The 23639-nt window shown below is 67.3% G+C and carries 19 protein-coding genes and 2 pseudogenes; 9 read left to right on the top strand and 12 right to left on the bottom strand.

Features of this window, described 5'->3' with window-relative positions:
- Positions 1-88 precede the first annotated feature (88 nt).
- The 6 genes from ABZO29_RS28265 to ABZO29_RS28240 all read left to right on the top strand — a co-directional run bounded on the left by ABZO29_RS28265 (position 89) and on the right by ABZO29_RS28240 (position 7131).
- Positions 89-1369, top strand: a complete 1281-nt coding sequence (locus ABZO29_RS28265; RefSeq protein ID WP_367322985.1) for a nucleotide sugar dehydrogenase — start codon at positions 89-91, stop codon at positions 1367-1369.
- Positions 1370-1621: 252 nt separating this feature from the next.
- Positions 1622-2476, top strand: coding sequence for a glycosyltransferase family 2 protein (locus ABZO29_RS28260; RefSeq protein WP_367322984.1), 855 nt, complete (start codon positions 1622-1624; stop codon positions 2474-2476).
- 4 nt (positions 2477-2480) lie between these two features.
- The gene (locus ABZO29_RS28255; RefSeq protein WP_367322983.1) at positions 2481-3797 is read left to right on the top strand and encodes an O-antigen ligase family protein; all 1317 of its coding nucleotides are present in this window, start codon (positions 2481-2483) and stop codon (positions 3795-3797) included.
- Positions 3740-4753 carry a GDP-mannose 4,6-dehydratase gene (gene gmd / locus ABZO29_RS28250; RefSeq protein ID WP_367322982.1) on the top strand — a complete coding sequence of 338 codons (1014 nt, stop codon included), beginning with the start codon at positions 3740-3742 and terminating at the stop codon, positions 4751-4753. Before ABZO29_RS28255 ends, gmd begins: the two co-directional genes overlap by 58 nt.
- 3 nt (positions 4754-4756) lie before the next feature.
- A complete protein-coding gene (locus ABZO29_RS28245; protein WP_367322981.1) occupies positions 4757-5650 on the top strand; it encodes an FkbM family methyltransferase in 894 nt (297 codons plus the stop codon).
- The gene (locus ABZO29_RS28240) at positions 5647-7131 is read left to right on the top strand and encodes an oligosaccharide flippase family protein (RefSeq protein ID WP_367322980.1); all 1485 of its coding nucleotides are present in this window, start codon (positions 5647-5649) and stop codon (positions 7129-7131) included. The genes ABZO29_RS28245 and ABZO29_RS28240 overlap by 4 nt, the downstream gene beginning before the upstream one ends.
- 75 nt (positions 7132-7206) lie before the next feature.
- Here the strand turns inward: ABZO29_RS28240 and ABZO29_RS28235 are convergent, their stop codons facing one another.
- The 10 genes from ABZO29_RS28235 to ABZO29_RS28190 form a co-directional block, all read right to left on the bottom strand.
- On the bottom strand, positions 7207-8367 hold the full coding sequence (locus ABZO29_RS28235) for a glycosyltransferase family 4 protein (RefSeq protein WP_367322979.1): 1161 nt from the start codon (positions 8365-8367) through the stop codon (positions 7207-7209).
- Entirely contained in the window at positions 8358-9503 is a 1146-nt protein-coding gene (locus tag ABZO29_RS28230) for a glycosyltransferase (RefSeq protein WP_367322978.1), read from the bottom strand. Before ABZO29_RS28230 ends, ABZO29_RS28235 begins: the two co-directional genes overlap by 10 nt.
- A 40-nt stretch (positions 9504-9543) precedes the next feature.
- A complete protein-coding gene (locus ABZO29_RS28225) occupies positions 9544-10242 on the bottom strand; it encodes a methyltransferase domain-containing protein (protein ID WP_367322977.1) in 699 nt (232 codons plus the stop codon).
- A gap of 103 nt (positions 10243-10345) precedes the next feature.
- Entirely contained in the window at positions 10346-11197 is an 852-nt protein-coding gene (locus ABZO29_RS28220; protein WP_367322976.1) for a class I SAM-dependent methyltransferase, read from the bottom strand.
- An 85-nt stretch (positions 11198-11282) separates the two neighbouring features.
- A complete protein-coding gene (locus tag ABZO29_RS28215) occupies positions 11283-12470 on the bottom strand; it encodes a glycosyltransferase family 4 protein (protein ID WP_367322975.1) in 1188 nt (395 codons plus the stop codon).
- Entirely contained in the window at positions 12464-13735 is a 1272-nt protein-coding gene (locus ABZO29_RS28210; RefSeq protein WP_367322974.1) for a glycosyltransferase family 4 protein, read from the bottom strand. Before ABZO29_RS28210 ends, ABZO29_RS28215 begins: the two co-directional genes overlap by 7 nt.
- An 11-nt stretch (positions 13736-13746) precedes the next feature.
- Positions 13747-14415: an FkbM family methyltransferase gene (locus ABZO29_RS28205; protein WP_367322973.1), complete on the bottom strand. Its 669-nt coding sequence runs from the start codon at positions 14413-14415 to the stop codon at positions 13747-13749.
- 299 nt (positions 14416-14714) lie between these two features.
- Entirely contained in the window at positions 14715-15269 is a 555-nt protein-coding gene (locus ABZO29_RS28200; RefSeq protein WP_367326271.1) for a class I SAM-dependent methyltransferase, read from the bottom strand.
- Between the two features lie 300 nt (positions 15270-15569).
- Positions 15570-16385 (bottom strand): WecB/TagA/CpsF family glycosyltransferase, encoded by an 816-nt coding sequence (locus ABZO29_RS28195; RefSeq protein WP_367322972.1) that lies wholly within the window; start codon positions 16383-16385, stop codon positions 15570-15572.
- Between the two features lie 65 nt (positions 16386-16450).
- Positions 16451-17449 carry a UDP-glucuronic acid decarboxylase family protein gene (locus ABZO29_RS28190; protein WP_367322971.1) on the bottom strand — a complete coding sequence of 333 codons (999 nt, stop codon included), beginning with the start codon at positions 17447-17449 and terminating at the stop codon, positions 16451-16453.
- A gap of 270 nt (positions 17450-17719) precedes the next feature.
- Between ABZO29_RS28190 and ABZO29_RS28185 the strand changes: the two are divergent.
- From ABZO29_RS28185 to ABZO29_RS28175, 3 genes and pseudogenes are all read left to right on the top strand, one after another.
- Positions 17720-18292, top strand: a pseudogene (locus ABZO29_RS28185) (sugar transferase); the annotation flags it as partial.
- 9 nt (positions 18293-18301) lie between these two features.
- A complete protein-coding gene (locus ABZO29_RS28180) occupies positions 18302-20131 on the top strand; it encodes a DUF4012 domain-containing protein (protein WP_367322970.1) in 1830 nt (609 codons plus the stop codon).
- A 445-nt stretch (positions 20132-20576) separates the two neighbouring features.
- The gene (locus ABZO29_RS28175; protein WP_367322969.1) at positions 20577-22451 is read left to right on the top strand and encodes a diguanylate cyclase; all 1875 of its coding nucleotides are present in this window, start codon (positions 20577-20579) and stop codon (positions 22449-22451) included.
- A gap of 25 nt (positions 22452-22476) precedes the next feature.
- On the opposite strand, the pseudogene ABZO29_RS28170 reads toward ABZO29_RS28175, so the two are convergent.
- Positions 22477-23061 (bottom strand): annotated as a pseudogene (locus ABZO29_RS28170) (vitamin K epoxide reductase family protein).
- Positions 23061-23558, bottom strand: a complete 498-nt coding sequence (locus ABZO29_RS28165) for a DUF5949 family protein (RefSeq protein WP_367322968.1) — start codon at positions 23556-23558, stop codon at positions 23061-23063. Before ABZO29_RS28165 ends, ABZO29_RS28170 begins: the two are co-directional and overlap by 1 nt.
- Between the last annotated feature and the right edge of the window lie 81 nt (positions 23559-23639).

Below are 23639 nucleotides of genomic sequence, written 5' to 3'. Positions count from 1 at the left end.
CAGACACACGCCGGGAAGGCGAAACCGGAGCGCGCGGGCATGCGACTTTGGGGTCGTGATATTCCGTTCGTGATCCGGGGTGATATGCGTGGGCCAACCCCCATACCGGGACCAGTGCAAGCTGATCGTCGTCGGCCAGGGATATGTAGGTCTCCCGCTGGCCATGCGCGCGGTGGAAGCAGGTTTCGCCGTCGTCGGCGTGGACACGGACGAGTTGCGGGTCAAGCGTCTCGCCGCCGGCGACTCGTTCATCGAGGGAGTCGGCAATACACGCTTGGTCAGCGCTCTGGACAGCGGCCGCTACAAGGTGACCACCGACTACACCGGGATCTCCGACTTCGACGTCTGCACGATCACCGTGCCGACGCCACTGCGCGAGGGTGTGCCCGATCTTACGTCCGTGGAATGTGCCGCCAGGAGCATCGCCTCTCATATCACCCCCGGCGCTACTGTGGTTTTGGAGTCGACCACATATCCCGGCACCACGGAGAGTTTGCTGCAGCCTCTGCTGGAGGACGGCAGCGGGCTGAAGGCCGGTGTGGATTTCCATCTGGGCTACAGTCCCGAGCGAATCGACCCGGGTAATCCCCAGTGGCAGCTGGAGAACACACCGAAAGTGATCTCCGGGATCGACCCGGCGTCCCTGAACAGCATCGAGCGCTTCTACGCACGCATTGTTGAGCGCACCGTGCCTGTGTCCAACTGCCGGACCGCAGAGCTGACCAAATTGCTGGAGAACACATTCCGCCACGTCAACATCGCCCTGGTCAACGAGATGGCGACGTTCTCGAGGGGGCTGGGAGCGGATATCTGGGAAGCCGTCGAGGCCGCCGATACGAAGCCGTTCGGCTTCATGGCGTTCAAACCGGGCCCAGGTGTCGGCGGGCACTGCTTGCCGGTAGATCCCTCGTACTTGTCATGGCAGGTCAAACGGCTACTGCGGCAGAACGTCCGATTCATCGCGCTGGCGAACGAGATCAACGACGACATGCCGGACCACGTCGTCTGGCGGATCAGCCGAGGCCTGAACGAACGCGGAAAGTCGGTCAACGGCTCTCGAGTCCTCCAACTGGGCCTGGCCTACAAGAGGAACACCGGCGACATCCGCGAGTCGCCGGCCATCGTGCTGGCCCGGTTGCTGCAGGCGCTCGGTGCCCATGTCGCTGCCGTGGAGCCGTACACGGACTCCTATCTCCTCCCCCCCGACATCATCTGCGTAGAACTGACCGAAGCTGAAATCCGGGCGGCCGACGTGGTGGTCGTGGCAACCGACCACGACACCTTCGACTACGCGCTCGTCGAGCAGGCCGGGGCGTATGTCTTCGATACCCGCAACCGCTGCCGGGGGGACCGTGTCGAGGTGCTGTGATCCTGCCTTCGCTTTCATGGCGCGCCGGCATCGGCAGAGAGGGTCGGCGTCACACTCCTACCGGCAATCACCGACTTCTCGTGCGCGGCTGTAGCCATTTCCGAGCTCCATGACGCGCGACCTGAGCACCTCGTATGAGAAATGCGGTGGGGGCGGCCACCAGTTGGCCGTTCGGATGAGCACCCGGCCCGGTTGGGCAATTGCGGGCGATTCATTCGGTAATGATGAGGTGTTCGAGTTGAGGAGTCCCGCATGCCACCACTCCGCATCGCCGTACTGATGACCAGTCACAATCGCCGTGAGAAAACCCTGTCCGCGCTTGCCACGCTCGCCGGACAGCGTGGACTGCCGGAGAAGACCTCCCTGCGCACCTATCTCGTCGACGCCGGCAGCACCGACGGCACACCCGAGGCCGTCCGCGCGGCACACCCCGAGGTGGAGGTCACCACGGTCGGTACCGACATCTACTGGAGCCACGGCATGCGTATCGCGAGCCGCAACAGCCGGCGAACCGGTGAACCGCCCTGGGACTTCCAGCTCTGGCTCAATGACGACGTGACGCTGGCAGAGAACGCGCTCGCCGTACTGCTCGACACCGCAGACGCGGTCGGACCCGGCAAGGTCGTGGTCGGCGCCGTACGCGCCTCGGACAGTGCCCGCACCACGTACTCGGGGCGCCGCGGCCGTGCGCTCGCGCTGGTCGAGCCCACCGGCCGACCCGAGCGCTGCGACACATACAACGGCAATGTGGTGCTGTTGCCCAGGACGGTGTGCGATCGGGTGGGCGACATCGACGAGGTCTTCCAGCACGGCATCGGCGACTACGATCACGGATTCCGCGTCCGCCAGGCCGGCATTCCCGCTTACGTGACACCGTGCCACGTCGGCATCTGCGACCTCCCCCCGCCGCACACCGGGTCCCGTGAACCGGGCATCGGCGTGCGTGAGGCGCTCCGCCGGATCACCTCACAGCGGGAACTGCCGCCCCGGCAATGGCGGGTCTACTGCCTGCGGCACTGTTGGCCGTGGGCCCCGCTGCTGATGTTCTCGCCCTATGTGAAGGCCGCGGTGCGGTCCTCGGTCCGTCGCTCCCCCGCAGGGGGATGATCCCTTGCTGCTCGATCCGACGACAGTGCTGTTCGGCTGCGCCGGGCTCATCGCCTGCGCGGCACTCAGCGCGAGCTTTGTCCGCTGGCCGGTCTGGGGAATCGGCCTGTACACCGCCGTTCAGCTCTGGCAGTCGCAGCAGAACATGCGTCCGCCCCTCCGAAGCCCGGGTCTGGATCTCATGCCCACGGATGTGCTGACCGTATGTCTGCTGGCCGCTGCGCTCATCATGTCCGTAAGGAAACGGGGGCGCAGACCCCGGGCCTCGCTTCTCGTCCTGCTGGGCCTGACCGCCTGTGCGCTGATGCGGGGGTTCGGACTCTTCGGCGTGCAGACCGCGGGCAACGAGGCGCGAACCAGTTTCGTCCAGCTCCTCTGCGTCGCGTTCTTCGTCGCCGCCATTCCCCCCGGTCGGAACCTACTGCGTGTGGTCAGCCTCATCTGGGTGCCCGCCGCCTGTGTTCTGTCCCTTGCTGCCCTGCTGTGGTGGTTGAACGTCGGCATCGGCTCCAACTCCGACTCGATCATGGTCGACGGAGTACTCACCAACGCCCGCCCGGTGAACGCGGCTGAAGCCCTGATCATCGGCCAGGCGGCCCTGATGCTGCTGTGTGGTCACGGCTTTGCCCGCGGCAGAGCCCTGGCCTGGCCGCTCCTGTTGGTCGTCGTCCTGACCCAGCACCGCACCGTATGGCTTGCCACGGGCGTCATGGTGACGGGCTGGCTGGTATGCCGCCGACGGCAGTCCGGATCCCGTGCCGCGGCACTGGCTGTCCTGGGCTCCGTCAGCGTGCTCTCTTTGCTGGCCGTTTCCTTGGGGGCCGCCGACCAGGTCACCTCAAGCCTCGCAGCCTCCAGTGAGGACGACACGACGCTGATGTGGCGCATGGAAGGCTGGCACGCTCTGGTGGCCCATCTCGATGGGGTACCGGAGTGGCTGCTGGGCCAGCCCTTCGGGTCCGGGTACGACCGTGTGGTCGACGGAACGCTCGTCACCGTGTCACCCCACGACTACTACCTGGAGGTCCTGCTCCGCCTCGGCCTCCTCGGCCTCGCGGCGATCCTTGTGCTGTACGCCAGAGCCTGGCGCGAGGCGGGTGCGGATCGCGAGCACGGACTGCTGCTCCGGCTACTCATCTGCAGCCAGTTGGTCTACATGATCACCTACTCCCTCAGCCCAGAACAGGCCGTGATCGTCGGCCTGCTGACGACCTGCGCACAGCCGCGCAGCGCACCCCGTCCCAGCACGACCCAGGAGTCGCCGTGCCTCGCAAGACTGCACTCGTCACCGGCATCACCGGCCAGGACGGCTCGTATCTAGCCGAGCTCCTGCTGTCCAAGGGCTATTTGGTGCACGGCCTCATCCGCCGCTCCTCCACCTTCACCACCCAACGGATCGACCATCTCTACCAGGACCCGCACGAGCCGGACGCACGGCTCCGGCTGCACTACGGAGATCTGGCCGACGGCTCCCGCATCGCTGCCCTGCTGGAGGGCATCCAGCCCGACGAGGTCTACCACCTGGCCGCCCAGTCGCACGTCCGGGTCTCCTTCGACGAGCCCGAGTTCACCGGTACCACCACGGGTCTGGGCACCACACGTCTCCTCGAAGCCATCCGGGCGACCGGGTTGCCGTGCCGCTTCTACCAGGCTTCCAGCTCCGAGATGTTCGGGACGACCGCCCCCCCGCAGTCGGAGTCGTCGGCCTTCCACCCGTGCTCGCCGTACGCGGCCGCCAAGGTGTACGCGTACTGGATCACCCGTAACTACCGTGAGGCGTACGGCATCCACGCCGTGAACGGGATCCTCTTCAACCATGAGTCCCCACGCCGCGGCGAGACCTTCGTGACACGCAAGATCGCCCGCGCTGCCGCCCGCATCGCCCGCGGGGAGCAGGACGTCCTCCATCTCGGCAACCTGGAGGCCCGCCGCGACTGGGGATACGCGCCCGAGTACGTCGACGCGATGTGGCGCATGCTGCAGCAGGATGAGCCCGACGACTACGTGGTAGCCACCGGCACCAGCTACAGCGTCCGCGATTTCCTGAGCTTCTGCTTCGAGCACGTGGGCCTCGACTGGGAGCGGCACGTCCGCTTCGACGAGCGTTATCTGCGCCCCTCCGAGGTTCCCGACCTGGTCGGTGACGCCTCCAAGGCCGAACGCGAACTGGGCTGGCAGGCAGCCGTTCACGCTCCGGAACTCGCCCGGATCATGGTCGACGCCGAACTGGCCGTTGTTCCCAACCCGGTCCGTGAGCGCTCGCTGACGGGAGCCTGAGCGATGACCACCCCCGGCGTTTCGCAGCTGCGCCACGCCAAGCCCGTGCTGCGCGGTGTCCGTGACCTGCTGATGCGCTCACACACGTTTCAGCGGGCGGTACGGGCCGGAACCGTACGCGGCCATGTGCCGCTCACGGTCTGGCAGCATCTGCGCCCCACCGGCGTCTGGCAGCTGCACGCACCGGACGGCAGCACGTTCCGCTACCACTGCGGCCGGGACGACGTACTCGCCGGGCCCGTGGTCTGGACGGATCTGCGGCTGTGGGAGGAGGCCACCCATCCGCTCTTCTACCGGCTCGCCCGTACCGCACGCGGTTTCCTGGACGCCGGGGCCTACGCCGGCCTCTACACCCTGCTGGCCTGCCAGGCCAACCCTCGACTGCACGCTGTCGCTGTCGAACCCAACCCCGCCGCGGCCCGGATGCTGCGTCGCAACGTCGATGTCAACGGTTTCGGCCCCAGGGTGCACGTCGTCGCCAAGGCACTCTCAGAGGTGCCGGGCCGGGCTCGTCTGACCATCCCCGAGCGCATCACCACGGCGACCCTGCGCGACGACGCCGACGGCTGCGGGCGCAGCACCGTCGACGTGGAGGTGACCACGGGGGACCTTGCAGTCGACGACCGGCCCATCGACCTGGTGAAGATCGATGTGGAGGGTCTGGAACCGGAAGTGCTGCGCGGGATGTCCCAGACCCTCGCCGACCACCGTCCGATCGTGATCGCCGAGTGCCTCGACCGACCGGCACTGGAACGGCTGCGCTCCACTGCCGCCGAGTTCGGCTACCACCACCTCCACCACCTCGCTCCGCACGGACCCGTCGCGGTACCCCACGGCTTCGCCCCTCCACGACGCCACCAGAACTTCCTGCTGACCACCGCCCCCTTCACCTCATGACCGATGCCCCGAAATCCGCGGGTCGCGTCCTCTCCGTGCTGAGCTGGAGCTACGGCGGCGCGGTCGTATCAGTCGCCCTGCAGCTCGGCTACACCGCCTGGACCGCGCGCGTGGCACCGCACAACGCCTTCGGCGCCTATGCGATCGCCCTCACGCTGACCCAGCTGCCCGGGCTGGTCGCCACGGCGGGCCTGGCGACCTGCGTCCTGCGGGCCGAGCAGCTCAGCCGCGCCCTCTTCCACGCGGCACTCCGGCTTTCGCTGCTGACCGGCGTGATCTGCTGGGCGGTCATCGAAGTCGCTGCCCCGTGGTGCGCGGCACTGTGGGAGATGCCTGAACTGACGCTCTTTCTCCGCCTGTTGGGCTGCCAGTATCTGGTGGCGCCGACAGGTTGTGTGCTGTTGTCCGCGCTGCGCCGGGTCGGCCTGCCCGGCTGCGCAACGGTCGCCGAACTCTCCGGGCAGGTGGCCGGCTGCGTGGTCGGGGCCGTCGTACTCACCGGCACAGGCGCCCCAGCCGCCCTCGCCCTGGCCCTTCCGATCACAGCGTTCACCACCTTCGGTCTCGCGGTGAGCGGAACGGGGGCAAAGCTCACTCTGGCGCGTGATCCGGACACTCCGTCCGGTTCCCTGCTGGGACTGTCCGGGTTCCTCACCGGCTTCGCGCTGCTGCGCACACTCGCGGCCAGTGCCCCGCTGTGGATGGCGGGCCGACTGCTCGGTCCCGCCGCGGCCGGGCTCTGGTCCCGCGCCCAGCTGCTGTGCGACGTGCCGGTGAACGTTCTGCTCAAGGGGCTCAACCAGGCAGCCGTACCGTTGCTCGCCGACCGCCGCAGCCAGGGACTGCCCCTGACCCGGCCCGCGCAGCATCTGCTGTACGCCGCCTCCGCGGGCTTCGTCGTCTTCGGCGCCCTGGCCGGCGCCGGGCCGGCCGCGCTCGCGCTGCTGCTCGGCCCCGGCTGGGAAGGGGCCGTGGCGCTGGCGCCCGCGTTCGCCGCGAGCGCCGCGTTGCAGGTCGTCTATGCAGCCGGGTGCGCGCTGGACCTTGCCCGCGGGACCCGACGCGATCTCGTCCTCACCCAGTTGGTTCTGCTCGCCGTCACCGGCGTGGGGCTCGTCGGGGCCGTCGGCTGGCGCGAGCCACTGCCGTTCATCGCGGCCGGAGCGGCCGGGTTGGCCGTTGGCCACGCCGTTCAGCTGGTCCGCTGGCACAGGACGGACACGCTCGACGCCACCGCCGTGGCCCGTTCGCACCTCACGCACCTTACGGCCGGGGTCTGTCTGGCCGCGACCGGCAACTGGGGCGCCTCCGCCCTCGGCGGTTTGCCCGGCGCGGTGCTCGCCATGTCCCCGGCACTGCTGGGCTGTTGGCTGCTGCGCGGTCGGCTGCCGGCCTACCAGGCGGCGGCAGAGATCGGACTGCTGGGCCGCCCGGGTCGGCGGGCGAAGCATCCCGTGACCGTACCGGTGTCCCGCCTGTGAAGCCCCTGATCTTCGAGGTCCGCTCCGAGTGGCTCACGCCCGGTGGCACGTCTGACGTCCGGAGTGCACACAGGCTCAAACACACCGGGCAACATGTTCGTACTGCGCTTCATAGGACGGTACGACGTTGGGCCAAGCGAAGAGCCGAGCCCGCGCGAGTGCCTGCCGACTCAGGTGTGCACGGACGTCGGCATTCCGTGCCAGCCGCACAACGCCCTGGGAAATCGCTTCCGGTCGGCGGACGTCGACCAACTCTCCGGCGCGGCCGAGATCGAGGAGCCAGGGCACCGCTCCCGACGAGCGGCCCGCCACCACCGGAAGTCCTCGTGCCATCGCTTCGAGCACGGTCATCCCGAAGGATTCTTCGAGACTCGGTGCCACAAAGATGTCTGCGGTGTCCATGACACTAAGAGCTTGCTCTGCCTGCATATGACCGGCGAAGACCACTCCGTCAGCCAGTCCGTGGCCGCGTGCCCAGCGTTCCGCCCGCCCTCCGGGCTCGTGCCCGCTGCCGACCAGCGTGAGTTCGACATCCTCCAACTGACCACGGATGGCAGCGAAGGCACGGAGGAGGGTGCTGGTGTTCTTGCCTTTCGAAAAATGGGAGTTCACCGACAGCAGGCGTCGGACAGGCTGATGAGCCGTCGGCGGCTCGTCTCTGAAGGAAGTGCTCGGCAGGCCGTTCGGCACCACGGTGGTCGCGCCGCGGCACCATCGCCTCAACCGGTCCCCGATGTACGGAGAGACCGCCGTGAGGTGCCTCGCTTTCGTCAGACAGCGGTACTGCATGGCGAGCCGCACCATCCGATAGGCGTCCGGCTGGCATCTCATGATCGCTGGCGCCCAGTCTCGTACAGTGATCAACGTCGGATGCCTGCTTGCAAGAGCTCCCAACCCGAACTCGTACGTCCAGTGAGCATGCACCACGTCGGTATCCACCGAGTCGAGCAACGTGCGAACGGCATCGCGTTCCTGCCGAAATGCATTCCTGGCGCGGTGCCGACGGCGGTAAGGGCCGATCAGGACATCGACGGTACCGATGCGTCCGTGCACAGGTCTGTCGATTTCGCGACTCAAGGTCACCAGAGTCACGTCATGACCTCTCGACGCAAGTTCCGCGACCAGTGCGGCGGTGCCTGGCCCTCCCAGCCCTGCGGGTGTGGTCTGCTCCACGGACCTGTCGAGCAGACGTGCAAGCCGAGACAGATCAACCGGCGCGGCGATCGCTACTCGCACGGCTCTCCTTCCTGGCCACGACGAGGACGTGCCAGCCGGTGATAGATGCCGGCGTACTGGGCTACGCCGCGCCGCAGGCTGAATCGATCCCCCGACAGTCCGGTCTCATCCGTAGGAGACCTGCTCTTGCAGAAATTCGCGGCTCTCTCGATGGCGGCCGTGAGGTGGACGGGGCCGGTGTCGGTCAACCAGGCGGTCTCGCTGGCTCCCGCCACATCCCTGAGCCCAGGGACGTCTGCAAGCACCAATGGCAGCCCCGTCATGAGAGCTTCGACAGCAGCCAGTGGGAGTCCCTCGAAGGCCGAGGTCATGACGAAGACATCTGCGGCCCGCAGTGCCTGCAAGGGATGCCTATGTCCCAGAAAGCGGACCTGGTGCGAGATTCCGAGCTGTTCGGCGAGACGTCGCTCCTTGCCTGTCCTGTCCTCCTCTCCCACGTGGAGGTACACCAGGTTCGGCATCCCGGAGGCGTTGGCGACCGCCTCCAGGATCGCCTCGTGGCGCTTGACCGGCGCGCAGTTTCCGACGCTGATCACCACGAAGTGGTGGTCCCGGAGCTCCAGTGCCTGCCGCGCCTGGGCCCTCTGACGCCTTGTCGGCGGCACGAACTCCTCGCCGCACCAGTTCTCGATGATCTGGGACGGGTTCCTGAAGCGGCGCCCCTCGTTGTCGGCCACCCCCGGGCTGACGCATACGTGAACGACGCCCATGCGACGAAGGACCTGGCGCTGCAGCTTTCGCTGGGTGCGCAGCATGCCGCTGAATCCGAACACGCTGTGCACCGTGCGGACGACCCCGGCTCCGGCACCGAGGGCCGCAAGGCCGAAGTAGAAACCCGCACGCTCGGCATGCAGGTGAACGACATCGTAACCACCGTCCCGCACCCGGCGGGCGAGCCGAGGCGGTACGCGGATCAGAGATGCGTCCGGCTCGTGGGCCACCGAGTAGCCGGCATCGCGCAGGTCGCCCGCAAAGGGGCCCGGGTCCGGGCCGACAGCCAGGACGTCCGCCGCGACGCCATGATGTTTCCACTGCCCGGCGGCAGCACGGAGCATCACCTCGGCGCCCGAGGCCCGCAGTCGGTTCAGAACGTGCAGCACGCGCACATCCCTACGTCCATGACGGTCGTGTTCCATCCGGGACCTCCGTTGTGCGCTGTTCTGATTCGGACGTGCGTCAATGAGCGGGGTCCGGGACCTTCAGCAGCGCGGACTGTTTCGGGGAAGGGCTCTTGACGGCTTCTGCTTCCACGACGAGGGCGAACTCCTCGCGAATCTCCAAGCCCCTCAAATCGGGATCGTCGCTCTGCCCGGATTCGAACCTGCGGATATCGCCGAACCCGGCCAGGGCCAGTTCGTCACGCAGCGCCTGGAAGTCCCAGAGGTATCCGATGTGGTGGCCGCACTCCTGAAAAGCAACGCGCAGCAGATCAACCGGATGATGTGCCTCATAATTCTTCAGATTCGACAACTCAAGGAGACGTCGAGTTTCGCCGTCTCGCTTTGTGTAACATGCCACCAGATACTCGACGTCCGGCGTCGCCAGTCGAATTCGCCCACCTGGGACCAGCACTCGGTGCGCTTCACGGAACAGTCTTCTGTTGGGCTGCATCCGGAGGTGCTCAATCACGTTATCAGCATAGATGTGACTGGCAGACGAAGTCGGCACCGGCCAACCCTTTGCCGCATCCATGTAATGACGCGCACGCCACGAGACCTCCGTGTCGATCCAGCCCGGGCGTCTGGTCCGGTGAGCACCGATCTCGATCTTATAGGGAGGCGCTGTCGACGCCAAAACCCGGGAGAAGCGGTAGCGAGCAATCGGCCGATTTGCGGCACCTACTGCGAGTTTAACGATTTCCCTTGGCAGTGACATGGTGCCAGCGTGCCATGGACATCCTGCCGCGGATTGCGAGGACACTCGGGTCAGGAGTGAATTCCCCCGTGTGCCGCCCTGTTTCGCCTCGCCACCTCCAGGCTCAACCGGATTCCCTCATGGCAGAGCCATGCCGGATTCTCGCACGTTGCGCAACGATGAAGACACTTGACGGGCGAAGCTTCTGCCAACCGGACACCGCGTGATATCGATAATTCCAAGCCGTGGCAAGTGCAAGAGTTCGGTCGACGGCAGCGCCAAATTCTGTGGCATACAGGTTGCGCCCGACAACCTTTCCGAGCCTGCCGGTCAGCGGGGACATGCAGAAGGTACTGGACCGGATGGAAAGCCCTGCCTTGTTGATCGCCCGCTCAAGGTGGCTTCGAGGGATTCCGCGTTCACGCTTGGTGAGTCCCCCTTTGCGCGGATAACGCCAGTCACCCATGGACACTACTGGTTCACGGATCACCATCCAGCCACCGGGAGCCAGAACCCGGCCGAGCTCGCTCACCACATGGGTCACATTCGGGATATGATGCAGCACCCCGAAGCAGACTGCAAGATCGAACGTACTACCGGCGAACGGGATATGTCCCGACGAGGCAGGATCCACGTAATTCAGCGGGAGCCCCAGCAGCGACTTCGAGCGCAGTTTCTTCGAAGGTTCCAAAATGGTGATCCGGTCAATCCTGTCCACCAGCGGAAGAAATTCCGTACCGAATGAGCTTCCGATGCCCAAGGCGTGCGAGAAGCGACAGTTCGGCAGTTTTCGAAAACCGTTGAATCGGTTGATCCCATGGTAGCCGTATTCGGTTGGCGAGGGGGATGTGCTGAGATCCGCGTAAGCCTCACGCTCATCATCGAACCAGCTCTCGATCTGCTCATGGGTGAAATCATCTCCCCAGAGCTCTCGGCCCGACAGATATCGCTCCGCAAACGCATCCCCTTGCCTCATGCATTCACCCTAACATCCGGATGTGAGGTCGATCGGAGTGGCTGGCAATAATCTCACTCGCCTGGATCACAGGTCCATGCACTGTTCACGGTTCCCGTTCGAGCGCACTGATCAGGCCATTACAGAAACGAGCTGCCATGCCTTCGACCGTGTAATCGGTGGCGTCTTTTTGGCAGGCCGCGCGAAGGCGCGCCAATTGGGTGCGATCGCTCAGCAACGCTTGTACCGCGGCAGCGTACGTTGCGAGGTCGTCGCGCGTGACGACGGCATTGCGACCGTGCTTCAGATACTCGAACTCAGGAGCATGCCACGGCCAGTCAGTCGTGATGATGGGCGTCCGCAGCACGAAAGAATCCACAGCGCACAAGCCCACACGTCCCGGCATCAGCATGACATCCGACACCGCGCCCAGCAGAGCCGTACTCCGTCCAGTGGTGTGTCCAAGGGCCACCACCGGACCGCCTGATGAAGCCGCAGTGTCGACCAGAGTCCGATCGGTTCCCCCGCCGGCGACCAGGAGCCGGAACCCCGGGAGAGCAACGGAGACGCGTCGTGCCGCCTCCAGCAGGAAGGGGATCCGCTTGGGAGCGTCCAGCCCACCCACGAACAAAGCCGTGCGTCCAGGCACCAGACGGTGGCGCGCACGCAGCGCCGCCGCCTCGGCGAACTCCTGGGTCCCCGGCGTCTCCGCGCGCTCACGTACCTCGGAGAGCGTCCCGGTGTCCACGCAGTTGCGTACCACGGTAATCCGCTGTCCTGGATAACCAGAGGACGCGAGGTAGTCGGCACCGCCCTGCGTGTAAGCGAAGAACCATGAGGCGCGCCGTGTGAGAGCGTCCTTGGCGATCCTCTCCAGACGACTGACCGGCTTGGTGTACGTGCGGCCGTGGCCCCACAGCGCAACCCGCGGGGCAACAGCACCGGTCGTGCGCGCCCACTGCTGTCTGAAGAGCAGTGGATACGTTTCCAGGTTCCGCAGCGCCTGTTCCAGAACTACGACATCGGCGGATGCCACGCGGCGGGGTACCTGTTGCCAGACCAGCGACCGCCCCCCGGGTACAACAAGCCGGCGGACAGGGATCTCGGCCGCAGCCGAGCAACTCGCGGCGTCCTGGCGCGCGGCGTGGCTTGGCGGTGGAGCACCGTGCATCACGTCCAAGGTGCAGCCCGCCGCCCGAAGGCGACACCTGAGATGGTCGAAGAAGCTGGTCCGGTAGCTGGGGATGTACGGCTGGACAATGGCGATCTTCGCGGAACGGTTGACTTTCACCATGTCCCCTCCGTTGCAGTGACCGCTGGGCCGACCGCAGTCGGAGCATGGGGGGCAGCGGCATGGTGCGTGAGAGCAGCGGAGTAGACGGACTCGATGCGCTCCCTCCAGACATCTTCCGTGAAGTGGCGCAGGAACACGCTCCGGCAGTGGGGGCGCAGAGAGGGGAAGCGAACGGCGGCGCGTCTGAGTGCCGTGCTCAACGATTCGTTCCAGTCCACCACCGCGCCTGTGCCCTGTTCCCGTACCGACGCCGCGACGGCCGAACCGGCGAATGCGAGAACCGGAAGCCCCGCGGCCAGTGCCTCGGGATAGATGAGAGGGGCGCCTTCCAGCCAGCGGCTGGGGAAGACCAGGCCGCGCCAGGAGGGCAGCCGTTGCCTTATGTCGGTGTGATCGAGTGCCCCGAGGAAGCAGACCGACGGCGGCGCCGCCCGGCGGCAGTCGTCGAGCAGAGGGCCGTCGCCCACGACGTCCAACCGTTCGTCGGCCGGCCAGCGCTCCAGCAACTCCTTCAGGCCCTTCTCCGGGCTCAGTCGGCCGGCGAAGACCCATGCCGCGTCGGACGCGATCGTGTCGTGCTTGAAGAAATCGGCAGATTCCGAAGCATCGATGTCGGTCGTGAAGTTCGGCACAAGGGTCAGCCGTCGGTGATCCAGTCCGGCACGGATGTACATCTGACGGCTCGTCTCGGACAGCACCACGATTCGGTACGCGTGACGCAGCAGTGGATTGGCGGCAGTTCCATGGCGGCCGGCCCACGCGAGTGGCGCGGTAGCCACGCGTGAGCCGCGGTAGCAGCCGTTGCGCAGCCCGGCCCACCGGTCGCCGTCGGGGCAGAGAGTGCACATCGCGCCCTTCCGGTACAGCGTGGCTGCGGCGCACATCGGCCGGTAGTTGTGCACCGTAACCACGATCGGGCCCTGCCAGGACCGGAGCCAGGAGTTCCCGAAGTTGGGGAAGAGATTGTGCACATGAACCACATCGGGTCGAAGCTTCCGCAGCTCCGCCTCGGGTGAGAGACCTCGCCCGCTGCTCACCGTGACCGCGGCCCGCAGCGGGTGGAACGGGGACCGGCCGAGCTCGTCGGTATGCGCAGCCAGGACGTGTGCCTCGTGACCGGCCCGGCGGAGTGCCGCGATCTGATCCATCACCGCCTGGTTCTCGCCGCTGGGAACGGCGGAAGCGTAGAAGCTGTGCACCACGGCGATCCGCAATGGCGAGGAAGCGTTTGAGGGACCGTTTGAGGATTCGTCTCCCGGAGCCATGCTGGGACCCATCAGCCGCGCGTCAGCGTGTAGTTGCGTGCTTCCGCACGACGAATCACGTAACCGGCGTCTTCGAGGTGACGGAGGCGTCTACGTAGGGCCCAGGGGCTTTGCGGGGTATCGAATTCGATGCAGAGAATTCGCGGTAGGTGACCCTCGGCCAGCATCCAGTCGAGCACGGGCTCCTCGGCTCCCTCGATATCCATCTTCAGCAGGTCGATCCGGTTGTGGTCCAGCATCTTCATGAATGTTGCCAATGTGTAGCACTGGGCCTGGAATCCGGGACCATGACCACGGACTTCGGTAGCTGAGTGAGAAACGTGTGCGGAATCTGCGGGTGGATGGAAGTGCAGCATGCTGTCTTCCTTCCACAGCCCGTAGGGGAGGAAATGCCAACGCTGTTCGGAAATTCCCTCGGCGAACCTGACCGAGCGAGGCGTCGGATCCATTGCCCAGACCTCACACCCGAAGCGCTCGATGACGGCGAGATCGAAACTGATGTCCTCGCCCACACCTGCCGCGTAAACGATGGAGTCCTTCGTGATCAGATCGGTGGGGACCCACCATCCTCCGTAATCAGTACCGAGCCGTTGCAATCCGTGCCCCGGACGAATCCGGGTCACCCATGGCACAACGGTCGCCGTCGTCTTCAACTTGATGCGCCGGGTGAGTTGGGTCATTGCCATGTACTGCGGCTCCGATGCTGTTGAGGAGCGTGCGGAAACGCCGTCCGAGCTGTGGACGCGACGCCCTCGGCTCAGCCGGTGAGTGGGCGTTTGCAGCACGTCACCGGCGTCCACTGGCGGGACTCGGCGAGGGCTGTATGCGCGATCGTCACAGGCGACAACCTACGGATGCCGCTGGGCGTTTCCTGGCTTTGATCCCGCGAGGCGGCCGGAATTCAGGCGATCGGCCGTCGATCGATCCCCGCCGCTCCGCATGCACGGCTCTCCCTCAGCGCGCCGACGGAGCAGTGTTTTCAGATGTGCTCTGCCCGGCTTACCGCCACCAGTGACTTCGGCAGTCCGACGACGCGTTCGGGCCAGATCTCGGAGTGGGGGAAGTACTGGCGCATCGCGGTGAAGTCCAGCAACTCCACCCATGCCACGTCGCCGACGGCCGCCCCGAGGTCCGTGGACCGAGTGGGGCCGAAGGGCCAGCGGCGCGAGACCTCCGCGCGTGCACGCAGCGGTAGGAACTGGAATGCGGGGAAGAGCCAGTGAGGTTCGACGGGGAAGTACCGGTACGGAGTCTGAACCCAGTGCTGGTCGGACATCATGCGCACCGTCTCAGCCAGGCGCACCCTGTTGGCGTGGCCGCCGACATGCTCCAGGAGGGAGTTCGAGTACACGAGGTCGAATCGCTCTGTGGCCAGCCGGGCGGGGAGGGCACAGGCGTCGCCCACGACAGCCGTGACGCCCGGCACGTCCGCCGACAGGACCCTCGAATCCAGGTTGACGGTGACGACGTGGGCCGGTCTCACAGGGGCCAGCCGCCACGCCTCGGGCACTCCGCCGAGGTCCAGCACGTGCATGTCGCTCAAGGCCGGGAATCGTCGCAGTAGTTCAGCCCAACGTTTCGTACGAGCGCGGTGGGACAGGGAGCCCGGCCTGCCGGGATCGCTGACCGCGTTCCTGATCGCGGTGCGTGCCAGGGCGCGGGCAGATCTGATGCGTGAGTCGGCGGACGGGGATGTGGCGCCGGACTTCGTGGCTGCCGCAGCTGTTGCTTCCGGTGCATCCGTGGTCACGTGAGGTCTCCTCGGGTGAGCGCAATGGCCGTCGCCACTCGTGGTGCGAGGGGGTCTCGGGCACTGAGTCCGGCGGGTGCCGCGTTACGAGGCTCTCTTCCCGGTGGCCGCGAGCGGGCTCGCTGTGATCCCGTCGCCCGCAGCCTGCCGGGTCACCCCCCACAGGAACCGCGTGTTGCCGAACAGGTAACGCCGCCACAGGCGGCGAGGCTCGCAGCAGAGACGGAACAGCCACTCCAGCCCGCTGCGCCGCATCCAGAGCGGTGCCTGCGGCTTGGTGCCGGCGACGAAGTCGAAAGCCGCTCCCACAGCCACCGCCACCACGGGCAGTTGTGCACACAGGTCTGCGGCCCAGCGATCCTGCTTCGGAGTGCCGAGCCCCACCCAGACGATGTCCGCCGCCGCGGTACGGATGGCCTCCACTTGCTGCTGCAGTTCCCCGGCGGTCAGCGGCCGGAAGGGCGGAGAGCACGTACCGACGATCTGCGCCCGGGGGAAGCGCCGCCGCAGTTCCTGGTACAGCGCGTCCAGCACCTGAGGCGTGGAGCCGAGAAGGTAGTGGCGCACTTCGGTGTTCTGGCTCAGCGCGAAGACGTCAAGAAGGAGGTCGGGGCCGTACACCCGCGTACTCGGCAGGTCCGTACCGCGATGGAGGAGCTGGTTGGCCCAGACGACTGACTGCCCGTCGGGGAGGTTCAGGGTGGCGCAACGAAGCAGGATCTGGAATTCGGCGTCCCGATCCGCGAGAGCGAGGGTGTACGCGTTGGAGAGGTGAACGTCGCTGCCGCGCACCGTGCCGGAGTCGCACCTGCCGTCGCTCTGGCGTGCCTCACGGTTGCGACGAGCGAGGTGCAGCACATGGCGGGCCGCGCTCTCGCGGGTGTGAGCCGTGATGGGCACGCCCAGACACTCGACCACCGGGGGCGCGGCGGAGGTCGGTGCCGATGGGGTACCGGTCTGTGCGGTCATGAGCGAGCCGGCGCGGTCATCGGTGAAGGGACGGCTCGGTTCCTGCGGTCGGCGAGGTTGCCGGAATCCAGGCGGAGGCGGAAGTAGGCGATCGTGTCGCAAAGCCCGCGCTCCACCGGAGTCGTGGGCTCCCAGTCCAGCAGTTCGCGGGCCAGGGTGATGTCCGGGCGCCGTCGTTCCGGGTCGTCCTGGGGCCGTGGGATCAGCGTGATCTCGGAGTCGGCCCTGGTGAGCTTGCTGATCCACTGGGCCAGTTCGAGCATGGAGACCTCATGGGGGTTGCCCAGGTTGAGGGGGCCGCCGTGATCACTCGCGAGCATCCGCAGCAACCCCTCGACCAGGTCGTCGACGTAGCACAACGACCTGGTCTGGCTACCGTCGCCGGTGACGGTGATCGGCTCACCCCTGAGCGCCTGGCCGATGAAGACGGGAATGGCCCGACCGTCGTCCGGTCGCATCCTCGGGCCGAAGGTGTTGAAGATGCGCACAATCTTGGCGTCCACACCTCGGTTTCTGCGGTAGGCCATCGTCAGGGCCTCACCGAAGCGTTTCGCCTCGTCGTACACCGAGCGAGGGCCGACGGGGTTGACGTGACCCCAGTAGCTCTCCGGCTGGGGGTGGACCAGAGGATCGCCGTACGACTCGGACGTGGAGGTGAGGAGGAAGCGGGCGCCCTTCGCTGCCGCCAGGTCCAGGGCGTGCCATGTGCCGGCCGAACCCACGCGGAGTGTCTCGAGGGGCAATCGCAGGTAGTCGGCGGGCGAGGCTGGTGATGCCAGATGGAAGACGGCGTCCACCGGGTGGGGCACTTCCAGGCCCTTGGTGACGTCCAATCGACTCAACCGGAAGTGCGGGTTCCCCATGAGATGTTCGACGTTGTCGGGGCTGGATGTAAGGAAGTTGTCCACGCACACCACTTCGTGGCCGTCGTGGAGCAGTCGCTCACAGAGGTGGGAACCGATGAAGCCGGCCCCGCCCGTCACTACCGCACGCATGCAGGTCCTCTCGGTCGCCCCGCGCCAGCTGGACCGGGGGCATGTTGTCGTGTCATTGCCAGAGCTCAGGTCAGCGTCGTGTTTCTATCTATTACTCAGTTATGAGCCAGTCAGGCATCATGTTTGTGAATATGCTCCTGTATAGAGGGTGTTTCACCCATTTCGCCGTAAAGGGGGTAGTAAATGCTGGTATCTGCTGGAGAGACAGCGCTTCATCAGCCAACCGCGCGACGACAGTTGACCTGGGGAGGCCTGGCAGCCAAACGCGCCATCGACCTCGTGGGGGCCGCCGTCCTGCTCCTGCTTCTGGCACCGGTGCTTCTGGCTGCCGCCGTTGCCGTGAAGGTCGACACTCGGGGCCCTCTGCTGTTCCGCCAGCGGCGAACGGGCTGGCGGGGCAAGGAGTTCCACATCCTCAAGCTGCGCACCATGCGAGTCGGGTCCGAGAAGATGCGGAAGGCCATGGCAGCTCGCAACGAGTCGGACGGACACCTGTTCAAAGTCCGTGACGATCCGCGTGTGACCGCGGTCGGGCGCTGGTTGCGCCGCTATTCCCTTGATGAACTGCCACAGCTGATCAATGTGCTGAAGGGGCAGATGTCCCTGGTCGGCCCCCGGCCCCTACCGGTCGAGGACTCGGCATTCACCGGGGAGGCCCGCCGTCGCCTCCAAGTCCGGCCGGGCCTCACCGGGTTGTGGCAAGTCAGCGGCAGGTCCGAGCTGGCCTGGGAGGACGCCCTGCGCCTGGATCTGCAGTACGTCGACACCTGGTCGGTCAAGCAGGACCTGGCGATCCTCCTCCGAACCCTGCCTGCCGTGCTCCGCGGTGACGGCGCCTACTAGGGACAGCCCATGAGATTGCCGGCCCTGCCAAGAACCGTCGCCTTCCGTCCCGTCAGCAGCCTGCTGCGCGATCCCCGCGTCCTGCTGTCCGTGTGCGCCTTCGTCGGCCTTCTCCTGGCAAGCGTCGGCTGGATCGTGGTCACCGCTGTGCTCGCGCGCCACGAACTGCTGGCCGCGCAGCGGAATCTCGAGACGTTGCGGGGGCAGTCGAACACGGCGCCCTCCGCAGGCCCTGCCGCCCAGCTGCGGACGGCCGAGGCGGCCGTACGCAGCGCCGCGCGGCACGCGGCCCGAGCGCACCGGCTCACCACCGGCCCGGCCTGGTATCCCGCCTCGCACCTGCCCCTTCTGGGACAGCCGCTGCGCACCGTACGGGGTGTCGCCGAAGCCTCCGACCTGCTCACCCACGATGTCCTGCAGCCGTTGACGCGCACCGCCTCCGAACTGGCGACCGCCGCCGGAAACGACGGTGGGCATCTCGACCTCGCCGCCCTGCGCCGTGCCGCTCCCCTGCTCAAGGATGCCGCGCGCAGCGCCTCGGCGGTGCGTACGAACGTGGCCGCGTTGCCGCATGCCACGTGGTTGCCCGCCGCGGACCATGCGCGGGCCCAGCTTTCCGGACAGGTTGCACGGATCAGCAGTGTCACGGACGACGCCGCCATGGCGGCCCGAGTGATGCCGCCGATGCTCGGAGCGGCAGGGCCGAGGCGGTATCTGGCCGTGTTCGAGAACACTGCCGAGGCACGCGGTACCGGCGGGCTTCCGGGAGCGTTCGCAGTGGTCACCGCGGAGCGCGGCCGACTGCACTTCGAGGACTTCGGCAATGACAGCGAACTGATGGACGTCCGCGCGGCAGTCGACATGCCGGCCGAGTACACCGCCCTCTACGGCCCCAGCGCACCGACCAGCACCTGGGTCAACAGCAACGTCAGCCCGCACTTCCCATACGCCGCCCGCATCTGGGCCGCCGCCTGGCTCGCGCACAGCGGCCAGAAAGTGGATGGCGCGTTCGCACTGGATCCCGGCGCGTTGTCCGGATTGCTCAGCGCGTCCGGTTCTGCCCGCCTGGCCGACGGGACCCCCGTTACCGCCGCCAATGTCGTCGCCCTCACCGAGCGCACCAGCTATGCCACCTACCAGGACATCCCGGAACGCAAGGAGTTCTTCCTCGACGTGGCGCGTGCCGTCTCACAGCGGCTGCTGGACAGTGCCGACGATCCGTCGCGCCGCCCGGCACTCCTCGCCGCGCTGCACCAGCAGTTCGAGGGCGGGCGGATCAAGGTGTGGAGCGCCCACCCCGCGGAGCAGCGTGACCTGCAGCAACGACCGCTCGGCGGCGCCCTGCCGACGGGACCCGCACCGTTGGCCGGGCTGGTGGTGACCAATGCTGCGGGCACCAAACTGGACTACTACCTCGACCGCAGCCTCGTCTGGGCACCGGGCCTGTGCACTGAATACGGCCGCGAGGTCACCGCAACCGTACGGCTGTCCAACCGGGCACCGGCCTCGGGGCTTCCCGCCTATGTCACCCAGCGGGTGGACAACCCGCCCTACCGCACCCGGCCCGGCGACAACCGACTGCTGGTCTCCTACTTCGCCAGTGAGCGGGCGAAGCTGGTCAAGGCCACCCTGGACGGTCGACGCACGCTGATGAGTGGTGCCGTCGAGCGCGGCCATCCGGTCTACACCCTCGATCTGGAACTGCCCGCAGGCTCCAGCCGCACCCTGGTGCTGCACTTGCTGGAACCGCCCACCGACCGCGCACCGACCGTGCTGCGTCAGCCCCTGGTGCGACCGCTCCAGGCCGCGGTGCGGCCCTACCGACCGTGCAGTGGCTGAGAAGCCGTTGGCCGCCGTGGGTGCGGTGGATGGCCGTCAGCCGGTCGGGGTGGCGTCGCCGCCGCCGAAACGCGGGCTCATCGCGCGCCGACAGCGCACCGGACTCGTGCTGCCACGGCGAACGATCAGCTGCGGCCGCCGGCCCTCCTGATCGGTCGGTCTGCGCAACGAGGCTGACGGTGCGACTTTCCCGGTACCGGATCCCGCGCACCCTGTCTTCAAATCATCCAAGTTTTCCCTACATCAGGTGAAGCGTGGTAAAGCGGCTCATGTGGCTTGCGAGAAGATACTCCTAGCCTCTTTTTTCCGCTTGAGCAGTCCCGAACCGACCATTCGGCTGCCCTGGTGAGCTCGATCATCGTCGGGGGTTCGCATGATCCACGGGTGGGCCGGTCGAGCCGGTTCTCTTCGCATCGCTCGCATCGGCTGCCTGCCTCTCGCCTGGATGGGCAGAGCCCTGTGCGCCGGCGCCGCGCTGGCCGTGGCCGCCGGGGCGGGTGCGACGGCTGCTGGGCTCATGCCGGAAGGCGTGGGGGTGCCGGCCGCGCACGGTGGGGCAACGTTGTCTCTTCTGGCCCGCGCCCGGACGGCGCCGGGCAAGTTTCGTCTTCGGTTCACGCTGCTCGCCGCCTCGGTCGCGGCCGGCGGACTGCATCACCTTCTCGTGAGTCGGATCGGCGGTGGGACGCACCCCTCCGGGTTCGTCCAGTCCGTCGTGCGTCCGTTGGCGGGTGCCGGGATCGCCCTGTGTCTGGGGGTGGCCGTCGTTGCGCTGGTGATGGCGGCCGCGGAGAACGGAACGACCCTGACGCGGTTACGGCGGCTGCTGGACGGCTGGCTGTTCGCGGGCTCGCTGCTCACGCTGGGCTGGGTCCTCCTGCTGCACCGCGCGGACCAGGGCGGTGACGTGTCGGGCTCGCTGCTGGGTCTCGCACGCGTCGTGACGGACGTTGTGCTCCTGGGGCTCGTCATCGCCCTGCGCTGCTGTCCGACGCGTGCCGAGCGCACGGCCAACACGGCGGCCGCCGTTGCTCTCGCCATCCTGTTCGCGGGTGATGTGTTCCGCGTCGTCCTGTCCGGGCCGGGCACCTGGTACGGGGTCCCCCTCCCGGCAGCCTGCTCGATCACCGGGCTGTCCCTGGTCGCCGTCGCGCCCTGGCTGCCGGGGAGCATCAGCGAGGTGGGGCTCGACGAGCGGACGATGCCCGTCATCGGGGTCGTGGCGGCGTTCGTTCCCATGGTCGTCTGTGCGTTGGCCATCACGGCCCACGCCGCCACCGGTGGTTCCGTGGACATCGTGATGGCGGGTCTGGCCGGGTCGGTGCTTCTCGCGCTCGCCGCCCGCCAGGGCGTCACCCACGCCGACCATCTGCGGATCGCGCAGAAGGCCGCGGCCCGGGAAGCGCACTACCGCACCCTGGTCGACGGCACACATGACGTGATCACCATCATCAGCCGGGACGGGACGGTGCTCTACGTCAGTCCGGCAGTTCAGCCCGTCCTCGGCTACCGGCCCGAGGAACTGATGGGCGCCCGGCTCTTCCAGTTCTGCCATCCGGACGACCTGGTGACCCTGAGGCAGGCCATTCTGACGCTGCAGCACAAGTCGGGATCGGACACCGGCAGAGCGGGTCACCGCGTGTCCTGCCGGCTGCGCACCGCCGACGGACGGTGGCGCCACGTCGAATCGACCATCAGCCACCATCCTCAGGGAATGATCTTCATCAGCCGTGACATGAGTGAGCAGGTCGCGCTCCAGGCGCAGTTGGAGCACCATGCTTTCCACGACGCGCTGACCGGCCTGCCCAACCGTGCCCTGTTCGCCGACCGGGTCGCCCACGCCCTGCAGAAGCGGGGCACGGACATGGCCCCGCCCGTCGTGCTCTTCGTGGATCTGGACGGCTTCAAGGCCGTCAACGACTCGGCCGGACACGCGACCGGCGATGCCCTCCTGGCCCATGCGGCGCGCCGGCTCCAGGCCTCCGTACGGGCCGGAGACACCGTCGCCCGGCTCGGCGGCGACGAGTTCGCGGCCCTGCTGGAATGGAAGGCGGGCACCCACCTCTCGAGCGCCGGCGAGGTTGCCGCGAGGGTCCTGTCCGCCTTGACGAAGCCGTACCGGATCGGCGGCACCGACGCGGTGGTCTCGGCCTCCATCGGCATGGCGGTGGCCGTCCCGGGTGTCACGCCGGCAGAGCTCCTGCATCAGGCGGATCTCGCCATGTACTCCGCCAAAGCGGCGGGCAAGGGCCGTATCCACGTGCACGAGTCGCAGCCGCCGCAGGTCTCGCACGTGTCCAGTGGCGCCCCGAACCTCTGATCGGCGCGACGGGAGGAACGGGTGCTCAGCCCGTCCAGAAGTCCCACCATCGCGTGAGGATCAGCATGCCGACGACGCCGGTGTGCAGCAGCGGCAGCGCGTGGGGGAACTCGTCGACGAACGACCTCGACCACCTGGGCGCGGGCAGGAATGCGTTCCGTACGTTGAAGAACGTCAGGTACCAGAAGATGAAGATCGTGGCGATCCATGCGAGACAGCACCACAGGCACAGGGCGTTGATCCGCTACAGCGACTCGAACTGCAGCCACGACACGAATCCGATCCCGAACAGCGTGCCCGCCTCGAAGGTCAGCCAGTACCACCGGGGGAACCGCGCCCCGGCCAGCAGGCTCATGCCGACGCAGATCACGATGCCGTAGGAGACCAGTCCGAGCATCGGATTGGGGAAGCCGAAGGCGGAGGCCTGGTCGCTCTTCATAATGTTGCCGCAGGAGACCACGGGGTTCAGGCTGCAGCCCGGCGTGAAGTCCGGGTCCTCCAGCAGCTTGAACTTGTCGATCGTGATGACCCACGAGGCGAGCAGTCCGGCCGCCCCCATGACGACCAGCAACAGGGCGAATCCCCGGCCGCTGCCCGCGGTCCTGGTCATCAGCCGCGCAGGCTGCGGGCGGGGAGCAGGACGTGCGCCGCGGCCCGGAGTGTCTCCTCTGCGCCCGCGAAGGCGGCCAGCGCCTCGGGGTCGACGGGCCTGCCCGGCTCGGCCGCGGGCCAGGGCCGTGTGGTGAACACGAGGCAGGCGTGTCCACGTCGGGCGACGGCGGCGAGCCACTCCGGCGGCGGCACGCACTGGACGTTGAGGTGGGGCATCGTGACGACGGCCTGCCCGGCCTCGACGAGCAGGCTGACGGGCAGGCCGGGACGTCGGGCGGCGTCGACGAGCCCCTCGCCGGGGGCGAGTCCGGTGCTGAGCAGCAGCCGCTCCACGGCGGCGGACGAAGCCTCCGGACCGCCGGCGCCGTCGCCCAGGGAGTAGGCGAGGAGGTAGGGCATGTCGCCGTCGGGGGCCGCACCGCTCCAGGCCAGCACGACGAGCGTGCCCAGATCGGCGGCGCGTAGTGGCCGCGTTTCGCTCGAGGTTGAGATCACCGCGGAACCCTATCGACGCGCCTGCGTGCACCTGGCCGCGTTATCACCCGTACAGAGCACTGCCCGAGGGGGCTCCACACG

Origin of the sequence: Streptomyces sp. HUAS ZL42 (genome assembly GCF_040782645.1) — a bacterium.
In the GTDB taxonomy this organism is placed as follows: domain Bacteria; phylum Actinomycetota; class Actinomycetes; order Streptomycetales; family Streptomycetaceae; genus Streptomyces.
Note: the sequence above shows the minus strand (reverse complement) of the source record. Positions and strands in the feature narration are given on the sequence as shown.

What these genes read in the sequence shown, in the direction of transcription:
- ABZO29_RS28245 (WP_367322981.1), top strand. Translation starts at nt 4,757, where the DNA reads ATGACCACCCCCGGCGTTTCGCAGCTGCGCCACGCCAAGCCCGTGCTG.
- ABZO29_RS28220 (WP_367322976.1), bottom strand. Translation starts at nt 11,197, where the DNA reads ATGAGGCAAGGGGATGCGTTTGCGGAGCGATATCTGTCGGGCCGAGAG.
- ABZO29_RS28260 (WP_367322984.1), top strand. Translation starts at nt 1,622, where the DNA reads ATGCCACCACTCCGCATCGCCGTACTGATGACCAGTCACAATCGCCGT.
- ABZO29_RS28200 (WP_367326271.1), bottom strand. Translation starts at nt 15,269, where the DNA reads ATGCACGTGCTGGACCTCGGCGGAGTGCCCGAGGCGTGGCGGCTGGCC.
- ABZO29_RS28230 (WP_367322978.1), bottom strand. Translation starts at nt 9,503, where the DNA reads ATGGAACACGACCGTCATGGACGTAGGGATGTGCGCGTGCTGCACGTT.
- ABZO29_RS28210 (WP_367322974.1), bottom strand. Translation starts at nt 13,735, where the DNA reads ATGGCTCCGGGAGACGAATCCTCAAACGGTCCCTCAAACGCTTCCTCG.
- ABZO29_RS28225 (WP_367322977.1), bottom strand. Translation starts at nt 10,242, where the DNA reads ATGTCACTGCCAAGGGAAATCGTTAAACTCGCAGTAGGTGCCGCAAAT.
- ABZO29_RS28205 (WP_367322973.1), bottom strand. Translation starts at nt 14,415, where the DNA reads ATGACCCAACTCACCCGGCGCATCAAGTTGAAGACGACGGCGACCGTT.
- ABZO29_RS28190 (WP_367322971.1), bottom strand. Translation starts at nt 17,449, where the DNA reads ATGCGTGCGGTAGTGACGGGCGGGGCCGGCTTCATCGGTTCCCACCTC.
- ABZO29_RS28215 (WP_367322975.1), bottom strand. Translation starts at nt 12,470, where the DNA reads ATGGTGAAAGTCAACCGTTCCGCGAAGATCGCCATTGTCCAGCCGTAC.
- ABZO29_RS28240 (WP_367322980.1), top strand. Translation starts at nt 5,647, where the DNA reads ATGACCGATGCCCCGAAATCCGCGGGTCGCGTCCTCTCCGTGCTGAGC.
- ABZO29_RS28175 (WP_367322969.1), top strand. Translation starts at nt 20,577, where the DNA reads ATGGGCAGAGCCCTGTGCGCCGGCGCCGCGCTGGCCGTGGCCGCCGGG.
- ABZO29_RS28180 (WP_367322970.1), top strand. Translation starts at nt 18,302, where the DNA reads ATGAGATTGCCGGCCCTGCCAAGAACCGTCGCCTTCCGTCCCGTCAGC.